Source organism: Vibrio spartinae (genome assembly GCF_024347135.1).
Taxonomy (GTDB): domain Bacteria; phylum Pseudomonadota; class Gammaproteobacteria; order Enterobacterales; family Vibrionaceae; genus Vibrio; species Vibrio spartinae.
Genome location: NZ_AP024907.1, coordinates 130,803 through 151,100, shown reverse-complemented (window position 1 = coordinate 151,100; position 20,298 = coordinate 130,803). Strand labels below are relative to the sequence as shown.

14 protein-coding genes are annotated in these 20,298 nt (G+C 46.5%); 6 read left to right on the top strand and 8 right to left on the bottom strand.

What is annotated here, in order from left to right; translation table 11 throughout:
* Positions 1-35 precede the first annotated feature (35 nt).
* Entirely contained in the window at positions 36-2,078 is a 2,043-nt protein-coding gene (gene prlC, locus OCU60_RS00665) for an oligopeptidase A (protein WP_074372340.1), read from the bottom strand.
* A 206-nt stretch (positions 2,079-2,284) separates the two neighbouring features.
* Here prlC and OCU60_RS00660 point away from each other — a divergent pair, with 206 nt between their 5' ends.
* Positions 2,285-3,124 carry a 23S rRNA (adenine(2030)-N(6))-methyltransferase RlmJ gene (locus OCU60_RS00660; protein WP_074372341.1) on the top strand — a complete coding sequence of 280 codons (840 nt, stop codon included), beginning with the start codon at positions 2,285-2,287 and terminating at the stop codon, positions 3,122-3,124.
* A 58-nt stretch (positions 3,125-3,182) separates the two neighbouring features.
* Complete coding sequence (gene gorA, locus OCU60_RS00655; protein ID WP_074372342.1) at positions 3,183-4,535, top strand: glutathione-disulfide reductase; 1,353 nt, start codon at positions 3,183-3,185, stop codon at positions 4,533-4,535.
* 72 nt (positions 4,536-4,607) lie between these two features.
* Here gorA and OCU60_RS00650 read toward each other — a convergent pair whose 3' ends face one another.
* Positions 4,608-6,629, bottom strand: a complete 2,022-nt coding sequence (locus tag OCU60_RS00650; protein ID WP_074372343.1) for a methyl-accepting chemotaxis protein — start codon at positions 6,627-6,629, stop codon at positions 4,608-4,610.
* Positions 6,630-7,183: 554 nt separating this feature from the next.
* Between OCU60_RS00650 and ytfQ the strand changes: the two genes are divergently transcribed.
* The 4 genes from ytfQ to yjfF all read left to right on the top strand — a co-directional run bounded on the left by ytfQ (position 7,184) and on the right by yjfF (position 11,763).
* On the top strand, positions 7,184-8,143 hold the full coding sequence (gene ytfQ / locus OCU60_RS00645; protein WP_074372344.1) for a galactofuranose ABC transporter, galactofuranose-binding protein YtfQ: 960 nt from the start codon (positions 7,184-7,186) through the stop codon (positions 8,141-8,143).
* Positions 8,144-8,238: 95 nt separating this feature from the next.
* Positions 8,239-9,744, top strand: coding sequence for a galactofuranose ABC transporter, ATP-binding protein YtfR (ytfR, locus tag OCU60_RS00640; RefSeq protein ID WP_074372345.1), 1,506 nt, complete (start codon positions 8,239-8,241; stop codon positions 9,742-9,744).
* 8 nt (positions 9,745-9,752) lie between these two features.
* A complete protein-coding gene (gene ytfT / locus OCU60_RS00635; protein WP_074372346.1) occupies positions 9,753-10,778 on the top strand; it encodes a galactofuranose ABC transporter, ATP-binding protein YtfT in 1,026 nt (341 codons plus the stop codon).
* Positions 10,765-11,763 (top strand): galactofuranose ABC transporter, permease protein YjfF, encoded by a 999-nt coding sequence (yjfF, locus tag OCU60_RS00630; RefSeq protein ID WP_074372347.1) that lies wholly within the window; start codon positions 10,765-10,767, stop codon positions 11,761-11,763. Before ytfT ends, yjfF begins: the two co-directional genes overlap by 14 nt.
* A gap of 59 nt (positions 11,764-11,822) precedes the next feature.
* Here yjfF and OCU60_RS00625 read toward each other — a convergent pair whose 3' ends face one another.
* The 6 genes from OCU60_RS00625 to OCU60_RS00600 form a co-directional block, all read right to left on the bottom strand.
* Positions 11,823-12,914, bottom strand: a complete 1,092-nt coding sequence (locus OCU60_RS00625) for an ABC transporter substrate-binding protein (protein WP_074372348.1) — start codon at positions 12,912-12,914, stop codon at positions 11,823-11,825.
* A 192-nt stretch (positions 12,915-13,106) separates the two neighbouring features.
* Positions 13,107-14,048, bottom strand: coding sequence for an SPOR domain-containing protein (locus OCU60_RS00620; RefSeq protein WP_074372376.1), 942 nt, complete (start codon positions 14,046-14,048; stop codon positions 13,107-13,109).
* A gap of 164 nt (positions 14,049-14,212) precedes the next feature.
* Positions 14,213-15,151: an ABC transporter permease gene (locus OCU60_RS00615; protein ID WP_074372349.1), complete on the bottom strand. Its 939-nt coding sequence runs from the start codon at positions 15,149-15,151 to the stop codon at positions 14,213-14,215.
* Positions 15,152-15,153: 2 nt separating this feature from the next.
* Positions 15,154-16,131, bottom strand: a complete 978-nt coding sequence (locus tag OCU60_RS00610) for an ABC transporter permease (RefSeq protein WP_074372350.1) — start codon at positions 16,129-16,131, stop codon at positions 15,154-15,156.
* 185 nt (positions 16,132-16,316) lie between these two features.
* Positions 16,317-17,873 carry an ABC transporter substrate-binding protein gene (locus tag OCU60_RS00605; RefSeq protein ID WP_074372351.1) on the bottom strand — a complete coding sequence of 519 codons (1,557 nt, stop codon included), beginning with the start codon at positions 17,871-17,873 and terminating at the stop codon, positions 16,317-16,319.
* Positions 17,874-17,938: 65 nt separating this feature from the next.
* Positions 17,939-19,657 (bottom strand): dipeptide ABC transporter ATP-binding protein, encoded by a 1,719-nt coding sequence (locus tag OCU60_RS00600; RefSeq protein ID WP_074372352.1) that lies wholly within the window; start codon positions 19,655-19,657, stop codon positions 17,939-17,941.
* Positions 19,658-20,298: the final 641 nt, after the last annotated feature.

Genomic DNA, 20,298 nt, shown 5'->3' with positions numbered 1-20,298 from the left:
ACAGGGCTTTTTCATTTGCACATCAAGAAAAATCGTTAAGCGGCAATCCCACAATGACGCAGCAATGCATCAATCTGAGGCGCACGGCCACGGAAACGTTTGAACAGTTCCATGGGCTCTTCACTGCCACCCATTTCCAGGATGTTTTTCAGGAAACGCTGTCCGGTTTCCGGATTGAAAATCCCCTCTTCTTCAAAACGGGAGAACGCATCGGACGAGAGCAATTCCGCCCACAGATAGCTGTAATAACCCGCGCTGTAACCACCGGCAAAGATATGACCGAAGCTATGTGAGAAACGGTTCCACTCCAGACTTGGCAACACCGCAACTTTTGCTTTTACTTCGGCTAACGTCTCCAGAACCCGCGGGCCGATTTCCGGATCATAGTTGGTGTGCAGGGTGAAATCGAACAGCCCGAACTCAAGCTGACGCAGAATAAACATTGCAGACTGGAAGTTTTTCGCTGCCAGCATTTTCTCTAACATCGCTTTGGGTAACGGTTCACCGGTTTCATAGTGACCGGAAATGAACGCAAGCGCTTCTTCTTCCCAGCACCAGTTTTCCAGAAACTGACTCGGTAATTCGACTGCATCCCACGGAACACCGTTGATCCCAGAGACCGCACCGACATCAACCTGTGTCAGCATATGATGGATACCGTGACCAAACTCGTGGAACAGCGTCACGACCTCATCATGCGTAAACAGCGCGGGTTTGCCACCAACCGGTTTATTGAAATTACAAGTCAGGTAAGCCACCGGAGACTGTAACTCACCGGATAATGTCACCCGACGTCCCCGGCAATCATCCATCCATGCACCGCCACGTTTATGTTCACGGGCATACAGGTCCAGATAGAAGCTACCGCGCAGCTGCTGATTTTGATCGAAAATATCGAAGAAACGTACCGATTCATGCCAAGTATCAACGCCTTCTCGCGCCTGTACGCTCATCCCAAAGACACGGTGGATCACTTCAAATAATCCGCTGACGACTTTGGACTCAGGGAAATAAGGGCGCAGTTCTTCATCAGAAATCTGGAACAAATGCTGTTTCTGCTTTTCGCTGAAATAAGCAATATCCCATAATGCCAGTTCATCGACACCGCAGTTTTCTTTCGCAAAGCCACGCAGTTCTTGTACCTCTTTCTCACCCTGTGGTTTAGCACGTTTCGCCAAATCATTGAGAAAAGTCAGTACCTGTTCCGGAGACTCAGCCATTTTGGTCGCCAGTGACTTTTCACTGAAACAATTAAAACCGAGTATCTTAGCAATTTCATACCGTAGTTTGAGTTGCTCCGCGATAATATCGCTGTTGTCCCACTGACCGGCATTCGGCCCGCGATCAGACGCCCGGGTCACATAGGCTTCATACATTTCCTGACGTAGTGCCTGATTGTCACAATAGGTCATGACCGGTAAGTAAGACGGCATTTCCAGCGTGAGCAGATACCCCTCTTTCCCTTTGGCTTCAGCAGCCGCTTTTGCCGCAGCCAAGGCACTCTCCGGCAGACCGGACAATTCGCTCCCATCGGTGATATGTTTGGTCCAGCCCATGGTGGCATCAAGTACATTGTTAGAGAACTTTGAGCCTAATTCAGACATGCGTTTACTGATTTCGCCATAGCGTTTTTGTTCAGTCAGCGGCAGACCAATACCAGACAGTTCAAAATCTTTTAAGGCATCCCGAATCGTTTTTTGCTGGGCTTGAGACAGGGATTGATAGGCTTCGCTCTCACGAATTTTCTGATACGCTTCAAATAGCCCTTTATGCTGTCCGACCCAAGTCCCGTACTCAGATAAGAGTGGCAGACAATTTTCGTACGCTTCCCGCAATGCTTCACTGTTCATCACAGAATTCATGTGACTGATCGGTGACCAGATCCGGCTTAAATGATCATCAGCCTCTTCAATCGGAGCCACTAGGTTATCCCAGCTCGGCTGAGTATTGCCTTCAAGCACGGCTTCAATTTTGGTCCGACAGTTGGCAATTGCCTGTTCGATCGCCGGTTTAATATGCTCAGGTTGAATCTGAGAAAACGGTGGCAAGTCCGTAAAGGTGAGCAGTGGGTTCGACATAAACGATTCCTTTTATTTTAAAAGCATCAGGCACACAGACAGATGATTCTCCCTGAAACGGCATCTGAAAGCCAATAGACATTACAAATAATAAATATAGGTAGATTCGACGATTTTCAATAGCAACAGATCATCACAACGATTCTATCTTCACGTATAATCGCAACTATTCTGTATTTATCCATATCCGGTTCGGGGAGCACACTTTGTTAAGTTACCGCCACAGTTTTCATGCAGGCAATCATGCCGATGTCCTTAAACATACGGTACAGAGCCTGATTCTGACTGCGCTGCAAAAGAAAGATAAACCTTTCGTCTACCACGATACCCATTCGGGTGCCGGACGGTACGATCTCACCCACGAATGGTCAGAAAAAACCGGTGAATACAAACAGGGCATTGGCCGAATCTGGCAACAATCACAGATACCTCAAGCTTTGGAAAGCTATCTGGCAGCCATTCAAACCCTCAATTCATCAGAGGCACTGCGCTACTATCCCGGTTCACCCCGGGTCGCTAAAGTACATTTGAGAGCGCAGGATCGCATGGTGCTGACAGAACTTCATCCGAGTGATTACCCGCTGCTCGAGCAAGAATTTGCGCGCGATTCGCAAGTCAAAATCTATCAGGACGACGGTTTTCGCTGCCTCAAAGCCAGCCTGCCCCCCAAAGAACGTCGCGGACTGGTGCTGATCGATCCCCCTTATGAACTGGCGCATGAATATCAGGATGTCGTGAAAGCAATCGCTCAAAGCTATAAACGCTGGGCCACCGGCATCTATGCGATTTGGTATCCGGTGGTTTACCGGGCCAATATAGATGATATGCTGGCAGGATTAGAATCATTGGGAATTCGTAAAATACTGCAGATCGAGCTGGGGGTTGCCCCTGACAGCAACGAAAGAGGGATGACCGCATCCGGCATGATTGTCATCAATCCCCCTTGGACACTGGCAAGTCAGATGCAAGAGATTTTACCGTATCTGCAATCGGCTATCGCACCTGAAAACGGACATACAACCCTCCGGTGGGTTGTTCCTGAATAGATATGTGTCTCTCGGCAGACAAGCCAGACATAGCAAATAAAGAATAACGGAGAAGGTAATGGCAACACATTTTGATTATATCTGTATCGGTGGTGGTAGCGGCGGTATCGCATCAGCCAACCGTGCAGCAAGATATGGCGCGAAAGTCGCGCTGATTGAAGCCAAAGATTTAGGCGGTACTTGTGTCAATGTCGGCTGTGTGCCGAAAAAAGTCATGTGGCATGGCGCTCAGATTGCGGAAGCGATCCATCTGTACGCCAAAGACTACGGTTTTGATGCCCAGTTAAACGGTTTTGACTGGTCAAAACTGGTTGAGAACCGTCAGGCTTATATCGGCCGGATCCATCAATCTTATGATCGTGTTCTGGGGAATAACAAAGTCGAAGTAATTCGCGGATTCGCTAAATTTATCGATGCCAAGACCGTTGAAGTCAACGGTGAACATTACACCGCAGATCATATCCTGATTGCCGTTGGTGGTCGTCCGACAATTCCTGCGATTCCGGGCGCTGAGTACGGTATTGACTCCAATGGATTTTTTGATTTGCAGGCACAGCCAAAGCGTGTCGCAGTGATTGGGGCTGGCTACATTGCCGTTGAAATTGCCGGCGTACTCAATGCGTTAGGCACAGAAACACACCTGTTCTGCCGTAAAGAATCCCCGCTACGTAGCTTTGATCCGATGGTGATTGAAACCCTGATGGAAGTGATGAACGCAGAAGGTCCGACGCTGCATACGCATTCCGTCCCGAAATCGATCAGCAAAGAAGCGGACGGCAGCCTGACCCTGCATCTGGAAAACGGTACACAGCAGAATGTAGACCAAGTCATCTGGGCCATTGGTCGTCATCCGGCAACCGATGCGATCAATTTGGCAGCCACCGGTGTTGCAACCGATGAGAAAGGCTACATCAAAGTGGATGAGTATCAGCAGACCAATGTCACCGGTATTTATTGTGTCGGAGATATCATGGCTGGTGGCATCGAACTCACACCGGTTGCGGTCAAAGCCGGACGTCAGTTATCTGAACGCCTGTTCAACCATAAACCCGATGCGAAAATGGACTACGATCTGGTCGCGACCGTGGTCTTTAGTCACCCGCCAATCGGCACCATCGGCCTGACTGAACCGGAAGCCATTGCCAAGTTTGGCGAAGACAATGTCAAAGTCTACCAATCGAGTTTTACAGCGATGTACACCGCGGTGACGCAACACCGTCAGCCATGTCGGATGAAGCTGGTCTGCGTCGGCCCGGACGAGAAAGTGGTCGGCCTGCATGGGATTGGCTTCACGGTCGATGAAATGATTCAGGGCTTCGCTGTGGCAATGAAGATGGGCGCAACCAAAGCAGACTTCGATGCGGTTGTGGCAATTCACCCCACAGGCTCGGAAGAATTCGTTACGATGTAAAGCGGATTCAGAATCTCGATCTGAAATATCAATCAACCACTGACGGTTCGACATGAACAGTCAGTGGTTTTTTTATTGGTGGGTCTCTTGGTAACGATAAGACTCATTGAAATGCTTAAAGACTGATTTGAGTGCTTCGTGTTGCGCCTTCGATAAGCCGATGAATTTCAAGCCATAGTCATAGTTATCCGACAGTTGCTTGGTATGGACAATTTTTGCCTGGACAACCAGTTGATTCTGTTCGGAACGTTTTAATTGTTCGGGCAAGAGAAATTGGAGTGCGACGGTATCATGTTCATCCAATGGTGATGTGGTCCGTAATTTCATCCCATCCATACTAATATCACTGGTAATCCCTTCGACGGAGCGTTGACCTTGCGATAATCTTACCCGCAGTTTGTTATCTGCCCGCGGAGCGTTGCGCTGCTCGCCTTGTTGTTTGGCAACCGAGGCGCTGACATGGGTTTTGAAGCCGTTGATTTGTTGATCTAACAGTTCTGAGATGTGGTACAGGTCTCCCGCAACCATCGATGTCGTCCCAGCCTTGTCCGAGCTTTCCGTCAATACGATAAATAGGTCTTTGAGTTTGTCGTTCAGATAATTCAAGTTCTTCATTTGCTGCTGGTTATACTGCAAGATGGTCTCGGTACTTGCGGTTGTCTCACCGATACCATCAGACATTGAGGTAAATGCCTCTACCGTCTTTTCTGATGTTTGTTGCGATTGATACACGGCTGAAACCACAGATTGCATGGAACTCACTGAACTTTCGACCTTTTCGGTTAACTGACTAATCAGATCTGAAATATCCCGGCTGGAACTGGATGTCCTTCCGGCAAGATTTCTCACTTCATCCGCGACAACAGCAAATCCTCGTCCCTGCTCCCCTGCCCGGGCCGCTTCGATTGCCGCATTTAAGGCTAACAAATTGGTTTGTTCTGCAATGTTATGAATCGACTCGGTAATTTCATTAATCTGGGAAGTGAAGTTTTTCAGCACTTCCATCTGCTCAGATGCGTTATTGACCGACACCACCGCTTTCTTCAGTTCTTCAATACTTTCATTAACATAAACAATCCCTTCTTGTGCAATGGTCAATGTATCTTGTGAAATCTGGGATGTCCGTTCGATGGTATCACTCACCACCTGAGATGTACCCAGCAACGAGTCAATTGCGCTGTTTACTTCAGATGAATTCTCGCGCTGAACTTTACCACCATTGGATATCTCTGTAGACACATCAGCCACTTGTTGGGCGGAATGTGCCATCTGGCGACTGTTACGTTTCACCACATTAATCACATGATGCAAAGACTCCCTCATTTGCTCGATATTCTTTGCCAGTAAACCAAGTTCGTTTGTGCCGAAGACTTGCTTGCCATCACTGACTAGATTTCCAGACGATATCCGAGTCGTGGTCTCCACCGATTGATTGACCGCTCTCAGAATGCTGCGAGCCACCAGCGAGATCACGATAATTGACAACAGAATAGCCAATATTGCAGCAATGACTTGATTACGTTCCATAACAAAAATCTTTTGCTCTGATTCCTGAGCAAATAGCGTGACCGCAGCATTCATGTTTTTCAGGATGGCTAAACTTTGCTGATTAATTGTTTGCAGAACTTCAGGTTCAACATTGGCATCTGAGATATTGGCCATCATCTGTTGCTGCTGCCGCCACAAAGCCATGACTTTCTTGAGTTGCTGAGATATTTTTTCTGATGCCGGTGGGAGGTTCACTGGTTGTTGCATCGCCAAATCTGAGTAGGTCTGACCACCTTTATCCAATGCTGCTAACGAGACTTCAAACAATTCTTTGGTCGCGTTAATTTTTGATAAATCGGGGGCTTTATTGGTCAGCGTCGCGTGTTCCAACTCTAAAAAAAATTCCTTGGCAATTTTTTGCGAAAGCATTCGCTCACGGCCAGCGATATTAATGACTAAACTATCATCTTTTTGTAGCTTGAGCGCAATCACGGTATAAGAGACCAAGCCAGTAATCACAACCACGAAAAGCAACATTAACATTTGTAGTATTCGCTTTAATGAAACATTTTCCATCCAAGTTACAAGCAATGTTATCGGCTGCATCTGTCATCCTTAATCTCGTACGGGTTGAACGTCTCTATATCACCAAAGACCAATGAATAACATATAGGTTACTTACCACTGATAGGCAAGACGATGCTCAAAGCTCAGTATCATTCTCTAACAACTTCACATAAATATGAGATAGTTTGAACAACGGAAACCCGATAGAAGAATAAAATATATAGAACACTGTGGTGTATATTCGAGGTGGCCACAATTGGGAGTGAACGTTGCTCTCGCGCCCGTCCTGCCACAGCTTCAACGCCGACTTCGTCAAGACCATCATCCCGGCAACTACAGACAAAATATGAAACTAATACAATAATAAATTTCAGTCAATCCACCTATAACTGCCTGATTTGGCGTGTGCAATGTACGTAATATAGCCCATTACATGCTGTATACATGGACAATTATGCTACCGAAATCTATTTGTGATTAAGCTCTCGCACCGCTCAATTATTGCTCATTACTATAATTGTGGCACCTTGACTGGTCCCATAACTATTTTGATTACAACAACAAAAGTAACGTGAAACGAAAAAGGGAATCCTATGTTAAAACAAATAGCAATCGCGACAGCGATCGGTAGCATCTTGCTATCAGGAAGCTTATTGGCAAAAACACTCACTGTTGGCTTTTCACAAATCGGTTCTGAATCTGGTTGGCGTGCAGCCGAAACCAGTGTGGCAAAAACGGAAGCAGAAAAACGAGGGATTACTCTTAAGATTTCTGACGCCCAGCAGAAGCAAGAAAACCAAATCAAAGCCGTCCGCTCTTTTATTGCTCAAGGTGTGGATGCGATCTTTATTGCACCAGTCGTTCAGACGGGCTGGGAACCGGTGCTGGAAGAAGCGCGAGACTATGATATCCCCGTATTTTTGTTAGACCGTGGTATTACTGTCGATGATGACTCCCTGTATATGACATCCGTCGCTGCCGACAGTGTTCATGAGGGTGAAGTTGCCGGGAACTGGCTGATCCATAAAGTGGATGGCAAAAAATGTAATGTGGTCGAACTACAAGGGACCGTTGGTGCCAGTGTGGCTTTAGACCGTAAAAAAGGGTTTGCCAACGCGATTAGCAAAGTACCGAACGTGAAAATTATCCGTACTCAATCAGGAGACTTCACGCGCAGTAAAGGCAAGGAAGTCATGGAAAGCTTTATCAAAGCGGAAGACAACGGCAAGAATATCTGCGCGGTTTATGCACATAACGATGATATGGCAATCGGTGCGATTCAAGCGATCAAGGAAGCTGGGCTGAAACCGGGCAGTGATATTTTGATGGTGTCTGTCGATGGCGTTCCTGATATTTTCAAAGCAATGATAGCCGGTGAATCAAATGCTTCTGTTGAACTGACACCCAATATGGCCGGACCTGCATTTGACGCGCTCATCGCCTATAAAAAAGATGGGACCATCCCTCCTAAACATATTCAAACTGAATCTAAATTCTTTGAACCTGCCGATGCACCAGCACAACTGGAGCTGAAAAAAGACATGGGTTATTAACCAACGGTAATGCGACCGGATGGTCATTGATCCAAAATTATCCCGCTAAACCATCGGGTGAGGCGGGATGAAAGTCAGCCAGAATTGGAGTGATTATGTCATTGGAAAACAATAATGACATCGTTTTACATGCCAAAGGAATTTGCAAACATTTTCCCGGAGTACGAGCCCTGAATAACGTAGATTTTATTCTGAGAAAGGGTGAAATCATGGCATTGCTTGGCGAAAACGGTGCAGGAAAGTCCACATTAATTAAGTCGCTGACTGGGGTTTATCAGCGTGACAGCGGTGACATTTTGTTAGATGGCAACCCCATCAATCCGCAAAGTACAGCTGACGCGCAAGCGCTGGGAATCGGTACTGTATATCAAGAGGTTAATCTGCTACCGAATATGTCCATTATGGATAACCTGTTCATTGGTCACGAACCGAAAAAATTTGGTTTAGTGGATCGCAAAACGATGCAGACAAAGGCTAGAGACATTGTCAAACAGTACAACCTGAATATCGATGTCACTCAGCCGCTCAATAATTTTTCTGTCGCGATTCAGCAAGTTATTGCCATCGCGCGAGCCGTTTCACTGTCTGCAAAAATTCTGATCCTCGACGAGCCGACCGCTAGTCTGGATAGTAATGAAGTAGAAATGCTGTACGGCATCATGCGAGATTTGCGCGACCAAGGGATTAGTCTGGTCTTTATTACTCACTTTTTAGATCAGGTCTATGCGGTGAGTGATCGTATCACGATATTAAGAAACGGCGAGTTGGTTGGTTCCGAAGAAACCGCCAAACTACCCCGTATCGAGTTAATTAAAATGATGCTCGGCCGTGAACTCGAAGACAACGCCTTGGAAAGAGTCGGCAAAACCCGCCTTAGTGACAGTCCTATCGCGAAATTTGTTCAGTTTGGTAAAAAAGGCACCATTGAACCGTTTGATCTGGAAATCTATCCCGGTGAAATTGTCGGTTTAGCCGGACTGCTTGGCTCAGGCAGAACCGAAACCGCCCAAGTCATTTTCGGGATTGAACCCAATGATAGCGGTGAGAGTTATATCAAAAGCAAGCCGATCAAAATTCGTTCGGCCAGACAAGCCTCCTCTTTGGGATTCGGTTTTTGCCCCGAAGACCGAAAAACGGACGGTATCATTGCATCGGCCTCGGTGCGTGAAAATATCATTCTGGCACTTCAGGCTCAGCGAGGCTGGTTCCGCCCCTTGTCCCGCACGGAACAAGAAGAGGCTTCAAAACGTTTTATCAGCCAACTATCAATCAAAACCCCAAGCATGGAACAACCGATCGAATTTTTATCGGGAGGCAATCAGCAAAAAGTACTGCTGGCGCGATGGTTATTAACCAAGCCAAAATTCCTGATCCTCGATGAACCCACCCGGGGGATTGATGTGGGTGCACACGCGGAAATCATTCGTCTGATTGAGTCCTTATGTGCCAACGGATTAGGCTTGCTGGTCATCTCTTCAGAGCTGGAAGAGCTGGTCGGTTACGCGGATCGCGTGATTGTGCTGAGAGATCGAAAACAGGTGGCAGAAATTCCAGCGGAAAATCTGTCTGTCCCCAATATCATGCAAGCGATTGCTATGTGAGGCGCATTATGGATACATCAAGTTTACGGGCTCATTTCAGCTCGGGCTGGCAACAGAGATTACCCAAAGGCACGCCGCAGATCGCAGCACTCATCTGTGTGCTCTTGATCAATAGCCTCGCGGCAGATAACTTCTTTTCTATCAATATACAAGACGGTCGACTGTTCGGCAGCGTGATTGATATCCTCAATCGCTGCTCACCAGTGGCTTTATTAACCATTGGCATGACGTTGGTAATTGCCACCGGTGGCATCGATTTATCTGTCGGTGCCGTGATGGCGATCAGCGGCGCAACATTTGCCAGTCTGGCAACTCAGGGTTATCCGATCGCGGTGATTATTCTGGTCTCATTGCTGGCTGGTGCTTTATGTGGTTTGTGGAATGGCTTTCTGGTCGCGGTCTTCAAAATACAACCGATCGTTGCCACGCTGATCCTGATGGTTGCCGGACGAGGCATTGCCCAGCTCATCACCGAAGGACAAATCGTCACATTCAATAATGAAACATTAGCTTGGATCGGTAGTGGTTCCTTCCTTTATCTACCGGCACCGGTTGTGATCACGATTGTGGTTGCGGTGGCGATCTGGTTGCTGACTCAGAAAACGGCATTAGGCCTGTTTATTGAATCCGTCGGGATTAATATCCGGGCAGCTAAAAATGCCGGGATTAATGCGCCAACGGTGGTGATTTCAACTTACATGATCAGTGGGATTACTGCGGCTGTTGCCGGCATGATCGTCGCGGCCGATATCCGTGGCGCGGATGCCAACAATGCCGGATTATGGCTGGAAATGGATGCGATTCTCGCTGTGGTTATCGGGGGGACCTCCCTTGCCGGAGGGCGTTTCAATCTCTTTATTGCTCTTGTTGGCGCGCTGATCATTCAAGGCGTGAACACCGGAATTCTGCTTTCCGGCTATCAGCCTCAATGGAATCAAATCGTCAAAGCAATTGTGGTCTTGTTGGTTCTGGTCATGCAATCTCCGGCCGTGGTGCAACTGCTCAAAGGAGGACGCCGACATGATAAAGCGTAATTTACCGCTCGTAATTACCATTCTTGTATTCATCATTGGCTACCTGATCTGCTTGGTTGAGTTTCCGGCGTTTGCATCAACCCGGGTCATTTGTAATATTCTGACGGACAATGCCTTTTTGGGCATCGTCGCGGTCGGCATGACCTTTGTCATTCTTTCCGGCGGGATTGATTTGTCCGTTGGTGCCGTGATTGCGTTTACCGGTGTTTTTCTGGCGAAAATGATTGGTGACTGGCAGGTTGCACCACAATTGGCAATCGTGATTGTCCTTGTGACCGGTGGAGCATTTGGTGCCGGGATGGGATGGTTAATCCACACCTTAAAAATCCCCCCTTTCATCATTACGCTTGCCGGGATGTTCTTCTTACGGGGAACCAGCTTTCTGATTTCAGAACAATCGCTGCCGATTACCCATCCATTTTTCCGGGAGCTTTCTCGCAGTATGTGGAAAATTGCCGGTGGCGGACGCCTGAGTTTGTTGGCGGTGATTATGCTGGCGGTGGTGATTATCGGTATTTTCGTCGCCCATCGCACTCGCTTTGGTAACAATGTGTATGCCATTGGGGGAAATGAGGTTTCCGCAGGATTGATGGGAGTTGCCGTGAAGCAAACCACAATCGGGATTTATATGCTGTCCACCTTATTGGCGACAACTGCCGGGATTGTGTTTTCGATCTACACTTCTGCCGGTTATCCGCTGGCTGCTGTCGGGGTCGAACTGGATGCCATTGCTGCGGTGGTGATCGGGGGGACTTTACTTTCCGGTGGTGTCGGGACGGTGTTCGGTTCTCTGTTCGGTGTCCTGATTCAAGGGTTGATTCAGACCTATATTACCTTTGACGGCACACTGAGTTCATGGTGGACCAAAATCATCATCGGTATTCTGTTGTTTGCTTTCATCGGATTACAGCGATTACTGATAGTGATTTCAGAAAGGAATAAAGTAGTGAACACCATGAAGGCCGCAACGGTGGAAGGAACTTAGCGGATTGTGATGCCCACTCTGTATAAAAAACAAAGCCGCTGTAAACCAGCGGCTTTTTCTCAATCGGAGAGAGATACAGCAAAAGTACCTGTCGGGGTCACTGGCAAATACTTTTTATAGAAGTTGAGGTATGCCACTTCAGGATCCAGATCAGCAAACAAATCCGGATACAATGCTTTGGCAATATACTGGGTCATCGGGGCATCCATAATACTGCGTGAAGCGCCGTGATAGATGCCAATCATCCGGTTATTCTTGACCGCTGGCAGGCTCTCCCAACCTAAACGGTGCTTGTATCCTTGCAAACGAGCCAGTGCGGTTGCACGATCAATCCCCTGACCAATCAACATTGCATCATCGGCGCCACCAAATTCATAACCGGTGATCAACACGACATCTGGCTGGGCCGCTAAAACTTGCTCAGGATTCAAATGTCCCCACCATTCAACAAACGGCTTAGAGATGTTCTCACCTCCGGCAACATCGGCCATTGCACCCCACATATTTTTGCCGAAAGTGTAACCATATTCTTTCGTTCCCGGAAAACCAAACTCTGCATAGATGGTTGGTTTCGGCAAGTTGGCCTTCGCCAGACGGTCTTTCACCACCTGAATCATATTCTTGTATTCAGTTGCAATTTTCTTCGCGCGAGCTTCTTGGCCGGTAATTTGACCGATAATCAGGGTACTTTTGACATGACGCTCTACAGTCTGAGCGTTGTAATCAACCACAATCACAGGGATACCCGCCTGTTCCATACGGCCAACATCACTTCCCAGTCCTTTGTATTGCCACTCAGCCAATACCAGTAAGTCCGGGTGGAGGCTGATCACTTTTTCGACCGAGAATGTCTGGGTATCCACTTTACCGACATCAGGTAAGGTTTCCAGTGATGGCCGGTGCGCAACATACATCGCCCAGTTTGCTGGACGCCATTGCTCCCAAATCCCCTTTGACATTCCTACCACATGATCAAATGACTTTTCCGTACCGATGGCCATATAGTCTTCGCCATAAAAACCGAGCACGACGCGTTTAGCTGGTAGGTCAAGCGTGACCTGACGACCGAGTATATCAGTCACTGTCGTCACCTGAGCAACAACCTGAGGCACAAATAGAATCAAAAAAAGCGTCATAAACCTTTTAAGCATGAATGAATTCCTTTACACATAGGGACAGCAAAAACTGGATTTTACCCGATTAGTAAAAAAAATAAATAATATTCATTATCATTTGATAAGGAATATCATCTTCTTTGATGTTCGTCATCATTGAAGACGACAATCACTGGTGCTTAAAAATTGGTGACTAAAAGGTTCTGTGGGTCGCCGAAAACGATAATCTTATTGAACACACAGCACATTCAGCAGCGATGAACCTTTCAACTGACTGACTTTGCCGCTGGTGAACATCCCCTTCTTATCGATGCCCCAATAAGGTAGGTAGAGAGGCCACTGCTCCCGGTTCATGACCTGAGATGCCAACAGTCGTTTCCACTGACTCGCCGTCGCCATCTTCATGCCAATTTTTTGACAGGTTGCATTAGCTTGTCCATAACTCAACCGGTTCCAAGGAATTTCGTATTCCATATAGAACAGGGATGCTTTCACCCCCAGAAAAGGAATCACATATTTTACCCCGGCAATGACGGTTTGCTTACGGATGACGATACCTTCCCCAGCCGTTGAAACGGGAGAACTCGGGGATGTCGCAGCCTGATTTGACGTCTGTGCCGTTGGCGTTTTTGCCGCTTGAGATGGCTGGGGGGGTGTCGATGGTTGCCGTGGTGTGCGGGGCTGGCTCACTCGACGTTGAACCACAGATGCTTTCGATGATGTGGTTGTTTTCGCCGCCCCTTGTTGCGGTTTACGAACCTCCCGGATAAATGCTTCGTGATATGCTTGCAACCGACGAACTTTCTTGAGCTCCTGTCGTGCTTTGCGAATATCATGATACGGGCCGATCAAACAACGATATTGATTGGCACCGGGTTTCATCCAGACATCCGTAGAAATTTGTCGATAAAGTATCTTCGCATCAGCCAACGGCATTGGCTGACTAAAAATACCACACTGAATCCAGAACATTGAGTTCTGACTCCGAGGTCGGCTTTTCCCCCATAAGCCTTCACCAACCGGACAGTTGCTGTCTAATGTGGGAAGCTCTTGTGTGGATGCCTGTGTCGCATCACAAAGAAATTCTTCTTGTGCGTTTACCCAATGAGCCCCAAAAATACAAGAAAATAAGGCAGAACCCATCAGGATATTTCTGGTGACCTTTATCATCACGTTCACAACAAAATCCTTTCATTACTTTAAGTTGTCAAATAATCAATCGATCACAACCTTGCTCCAATACGATACCAAGAAAACATGCAAAAAAAGAGCCGTATCTCTTCGTTATACGGCTCAGTTTAGGAGAACTTTCATCGATAAATCAATCGACTTCATCATCCTTTATAAATTTTAGGATTAAAAACATCCCTGAGCCAGTCACCAAGCAGGTTAATCACCAGAACCAACAGGATCAACACTATCCCCGGGAATGCTGTAATCCACCATGAACCGGAGAAAATATAATTAAAACCGATACTAATCAGCGAGCCGAGCGACGGTTGGTCAACCGGCAATCCAAGGCCGAGGAAAGAAAGTGCCGCTTCAGACATAATCGCATTGGCAACCTGAACCGTTGAAATCACCAAAATGGGGGATAAGCAGTTGGGCAGGATGTGACGAAACATGATTCGCAGTGATTTAAATCCCATCACGCGGGCAGCTTCAACATACTCTTTTTTCTTCTCGGCAAGTACGGAAGCACGAATCGTTCTTGCGTATTGTGGCCATTCGGCAATACCGATAATAACAACCAGCGTGATCACCGCATATTCACTATAGAACTCACTCCCAAAACTTGCCTTAAAAATTGCCGAAACAATAATTGCAACCATCATGGTTGAAAAAGACAACTGCACATCGGCAAAACGCATCAAAAAGCTATCAATCCGGCCACCGAAATATCCGGATGAAAGGCCGATAATAATGCCGAGAAATAGTTGCAGCGCCACCGCCAAAAAACCGATGGTCAAAGAGAGTCTCGAACCATATAACATCGTCGAGAGGATATCCCGACCCTGATCATCGGTGCCAAGCAGAAAACGGCTATCCCCGTCGGGCATCCATGCCGGCGGGATTTCCGAATCCATAATATCCAGCGAGGTCAGATCATAAGGATTGGTCGGGGCAATCACTGGTGCCAATAAAGAAACCACAACAAAAGTGAGAAAGACAGCAAAGCTGAACATCGCGACTTTGTCATGTGAGAAATAGTAGAGAAAATCCGATTTTTTAAAGCGCTCCCAGAGAGACGGGGCGGATACGGCCTCTTTCATCATCACGCTCCTTTTCCGGTGAGGTTTACGGTTGGGTTAATCAATCCATATAGCAGATCGACAATGGTATTCGTCACCACGAAAATAAGCCCGACGAAAATAACATAAGCGGTAATCAGTGGGGTATCGACCCGATTGATGGCTTCCAGAAACAGAAAACCAGTGCCCGGCCATTGAAAAACAGTCTCGGTCAGGATGGTATAAGCGACCATGGTGCCGAGCTGTACCCCACCAACCGTCAATACGGGTAACATGGTATTTTTCAGGGCATGACGATAATAGATTTTACGCAATGCCAATCCTTTTGCTTTGGCAAACTTAATGTATTCCGAACTCAGCACTTCCAGCATTTCCGAACGGACCAGACGAATAAACAGTGGCAACATGATCGATGCCAGCGAGATACACGGTAAAATCAGGTGTGCTAAACCATCGAGCGTAAAGAACCCTGATTCCCATCCCAGGACATTGGCAGTGTCACCCCGGCCATAAGAAGGCAGCCATCCCAGTTCAATCGAGAAAATATACATCAACATGATTGCGGTCAGGAAAACAGGAATCGAGATACCAATACTACTGCCCGCCATAATCAGCTTGGAAAAAAAGCTTTTCGGATGGATCGCTGAATAAACGCCAAGAGGAATCGACAGGCAAATAATAATGGCAGCGGCACCAAATACCAGCTCCAGTGTTGCGACAAGTTTTTCCAGAATGACATCCAGTGCCGGACGCTTAAAGAAATACGACGTCCCAAGATCACCGTGAGATGCAGCTTTGATAAACCGGACATACTTCACCATAAATGGGTCATTGAGCCCCATTTCATCGCGAAGGACCTGTCGCTGTGCTTCTGACACGGACTGACCCACCAGCTCACGCAATGGATCACCTAAATTATCCTGAATGGCAAAAGCGACTAAGCTAATGACAAACATAACGACAAACGCCTGAATCAGGCGATTGATCAGGAAAGAGAACATATATTGCCCCTTGGCTATCTGTGACCTCGCTACAAGCCAAATGACTCTAACGAGAGTTCAGTCTGAAAAAGGTGCTTATCCGACTGAATGAAATAAGCACCGTAATAACAGAAAAATAAATACAAGCCAGCACGCAATAACCGTTTATTGATCAACAATATATCGGGCTGGCTAAGTAGGTATCGTTACTCTTTGACGATCAGATCACCCAAGTAAGGATAATTCATCGAGTTCACAACAGGTTTGATATCCACACTGGATTTAGCGCCCCAAGCAAGGTTCTGCCAGTGTAGCGGTACAAATGCAGCGTCCTGATACAACTTCGCTTCAACTTCTTTCAACATGGTTGAACGTTTAGCTGAATTGGTTTCAACGTTGGACGCTTCAACCAGACGATCAACTTCCGGGTTCGAATAATAGCCGCAGTTGTACTGGCCTTTACCTGTTTCAGAATTGCGTGTCATTGTCAGGTATTCAGAAAAGTTGCCTGAATCTTGTGTATCTGAAGCCCAACCAATCATCAGCATATCTGCGGCACATTTATCGAACTCTGGCCAGTATTGTGCTTTTGGCATGGTTTTCAGATCGACTTTGATACCGATTTTAGACAACATCGAAGCCACCGCTTGTGCAATTTTTGCATCATTCACATAACGGTTATTCGGGGCAATCATCGAGATACTGAAGCCTTTTTCATAGCCGGCTTCTTTCATCAGCGCTTTGGCTTTTTTCAGATCGTAACGGGGTTTCAGATCTGAGTTGTAGCCTGCATATCCCATCGGACTCTGTTGTGCTGCGGTGGTCGCAAAACCTTTCATGATTTTTTTCACGATACCGGTATTGTTGACGGCATAAGTCACTGCTTCACGCACACGCTTATCTTTAAAGGCTGGCTGACTTTTCTCATTCATCTGGAATGTGATAATCCGTTCACCGGGAATGGTGACCAAATCGATGCCTTTTGCTTCATCAATCCGATCCAGATCATTCGGTGCAACCGGTGCAATCATATCAACATCTCCCGATAGCAGGGCAGCGACACGCGTTGCATCTTCTTTGATGGGTACCCATGTGAGGTGATCAACATTGCCTTTTGAATCTTTATCCCAGTAGTCTTTGAACCGTTCAAACTCGACTTTTACGCCTTGCTCACGGTAAGTGACGGCAAATGGCCCGGTACCGGATTCATGGGTTGATGCGAAAGAATTACCGTGTTTGACGATTTCTGACTTATCTTTACCCTCTTTGGTTTTGCCTGAATAGAACTTGCTATCCATCGCAAAGATATAAGTCGCATTTTGCAGAATGAGTGGGTAAGGCCCTTTGGTCACCAGATCAACGGTATAATCATCGACTTTGACCGCTTTATCGATTGAAGCAAAGATCCCTTTATAATCTCCTGAAGATTTCAGACGATTGAACGTCCAGATCACATCATCGGCAGAAAAAGGGTTACCGGTGTGGAATTTCACACCATGACGCAAATGGAAGCGCATGGTGGTAGCATTGATACGTTCCCAACTTTTCGCCAAACGGGGTTCAAACTCTTTAGATTGGGTATAGCGAACAAGGGGATCGAACACCATGTGAGAAAGTTGTAAGGTCGCTTCAGACAACTGTTCCTGCGGGTCCATAGACACCGGATCAGCAGCATAAGCAATTGTAATATCCGCAGCAGCGGCTGAGAAACTCAGCCCAACAGCCATTAATGCCACAGCCAGTTTGGTTTTTATCATTTTCATTGCATAACTCCTTATGCGGGAAGTTCATCCCTTCGTGTGTTTGCTTTTGTCTTCTGGGGTTGAGATCAACGCATTGCCGCAATATCTTCTTTCAGCCCTGTAAATTCAGGCATCAGAGAGATTAACTGACGGCTATATTCATGTTGCGGTGCAGAAAACAGTGTTTCTGTCGGTGCAACTTCCAATAATGTGCCCATCTTCATCACGCCAACCCGATCGCACATTTGGCGAATCACCGGTAAATCATGACTGATAAAAAGCATGGTTAGATTCAATTCCGCTTGTAAGTCTTTTAACAAATTCAGGATTTGCGCCTGAACCGAAACATCCAACGCAGATGTGGGTTCATCACAAATCAATAATCGGGGGCGCGTCGCCAGAGCACGCGCAATTGAAATACGTTGGCGTTGTCCGCCGGAGAACTCATGCGGATACTTGATACCAGCCATTCGTCCCAGGCCAACATGATCCAGCAAATCATAGACAATTTGGCGCGTTTCAGATTCATTTTTGGTCAAATGATGAAACCGTATCGGTTCGGCAATGATATCAAAGACCTTCATGCGAGGGTTCATGGACGTATACGGATTTTGAAAAACCATCTGCATCTGACGACGTAGCGGACGACGCGCTTTTTCTGAAGTGAGTGCCGTAAGATCGATCCCCTCAAAGGTAATCTTCCCGGAATTTGGTACATACAAACCGGCAATAATGCGTGCAATAGTTGATTTGCCTGAACCGGACTCACCGACCAAACCGAAGGTTTCGCCTTCCATCACATCAAAACTCACATGATTGGAAGCCTGCACATACTCACGCCGACTTTCAAACAACGAATCTTTGGTCACAAAACGCAAGTTAACATCTTCGACTTTCAATAATGCACCGGAATAGTCACGCTGATCCTGACGTTGCCCAAGCCAGTGATTCTTAATATCCAGCGGTTCCATCTCACTGGCTTCTTCGATGTAACTGACCAGAGGAAAACGGTCAAGCTTGATATCCGAACGGGGGACGGCCGAAATCAGACTCTTGGTATAAGGGTGCTGCGGTGTTCCCAAAACTTGTGCTGTCGGTCCGAATTCAACAAGATCACCACGATACATTACCGCGACCTGATCGGTTACATTCGACACCACTCCCATATCATGGGTAACGAGCATACAGCCGACTTGATTCTGGACACATAATTCGCGAATCAGGCTCAATATTTGATCCTGAATCGAGACATCCAGTGCGGTGGTCGGCTCATCAGCGATAATCAAATCCGGTTCACCTGCCAGTGCAATGGCAATGACGACTCGCTGACGCATGCCACCGGAAAACTGATGTGGATATTGTTTCAAGCGGTTCTCTGGTTGAGGGATACCAACTTGCTGCATGAGTGCAAGAGCACGCTGATCGGCTTCTTCATCCGTCACTTTCATGTTGGCATGAATCGTTTCTTTCAGTTGTTGCTCAACTGTAAAGAGCGGATTCAATGATGTCATCGGATCCTGAAAAATAAATCCAATTTTCGATCCCCGCACACGTCTCATTTGCTCCGGTGACAAACCGGAAATCTTTTCACCATTTAAATAGACCTCACCACCGGCAATTACTCCCGGAGGGCTGAGCAGATCAATCACGGCATTACCGACGGTTGATTTTCCCGCCCCGGACTCACCGACGACACCGACGATTTCTCCGCGCTCAATCTGAAAAGAAAGAGATTTGACTGCGGCATGCACCCCGTGCCGTGACGGATATTCGATTTGAAGATTTTTAACTTCTAAAAGAGACATGACAAATTTGACCTCTGACCCGCAATAAATACCGAGCCTAAAGAGTTGAATCCTTTCATATCAGCATATTCTGCTGATCACTCACAAAGCTTATCATTGTGCAAAAATTTCAAAAAAAAGCAATCAACATAGTATATAAATTCAGTATAATCGGAAAAGCCGCGATAAAAATCGAATAAAAATGCTTTTTTTGTGAATTATTCTTATTTGAAAAAATAAAAAATATCATCTATTGGTGCTATCGTCATTAGTTTAAAATATCAATAAAAACATATAATCAGGATAAAAAACTAAATTAAATTATGATTACGTAAAAATTATTACATAGAAAAATGCTGATAAAACCTCAGATATAAATATAAATTACCCAGCATAAAGCATACATACAATATATTAGACCAAAATAATCACTCATGTTGGCTATTAACACTATCATTATATTAACTAAATATTTACATTCCATAACCTGACAACCTAGTCAATTATACTAAGCGCCCTATGGCTAGTATATGCAATGCTATGAAACTGAATCTATTCAAAAAACCGATATACGAAAAAACACACGATTTCCGAGGGTATACTGTAAAAACAGACATCCGGTGGTGACCGATACAAAAAAGCCCCGATATAAAACCGAGGCT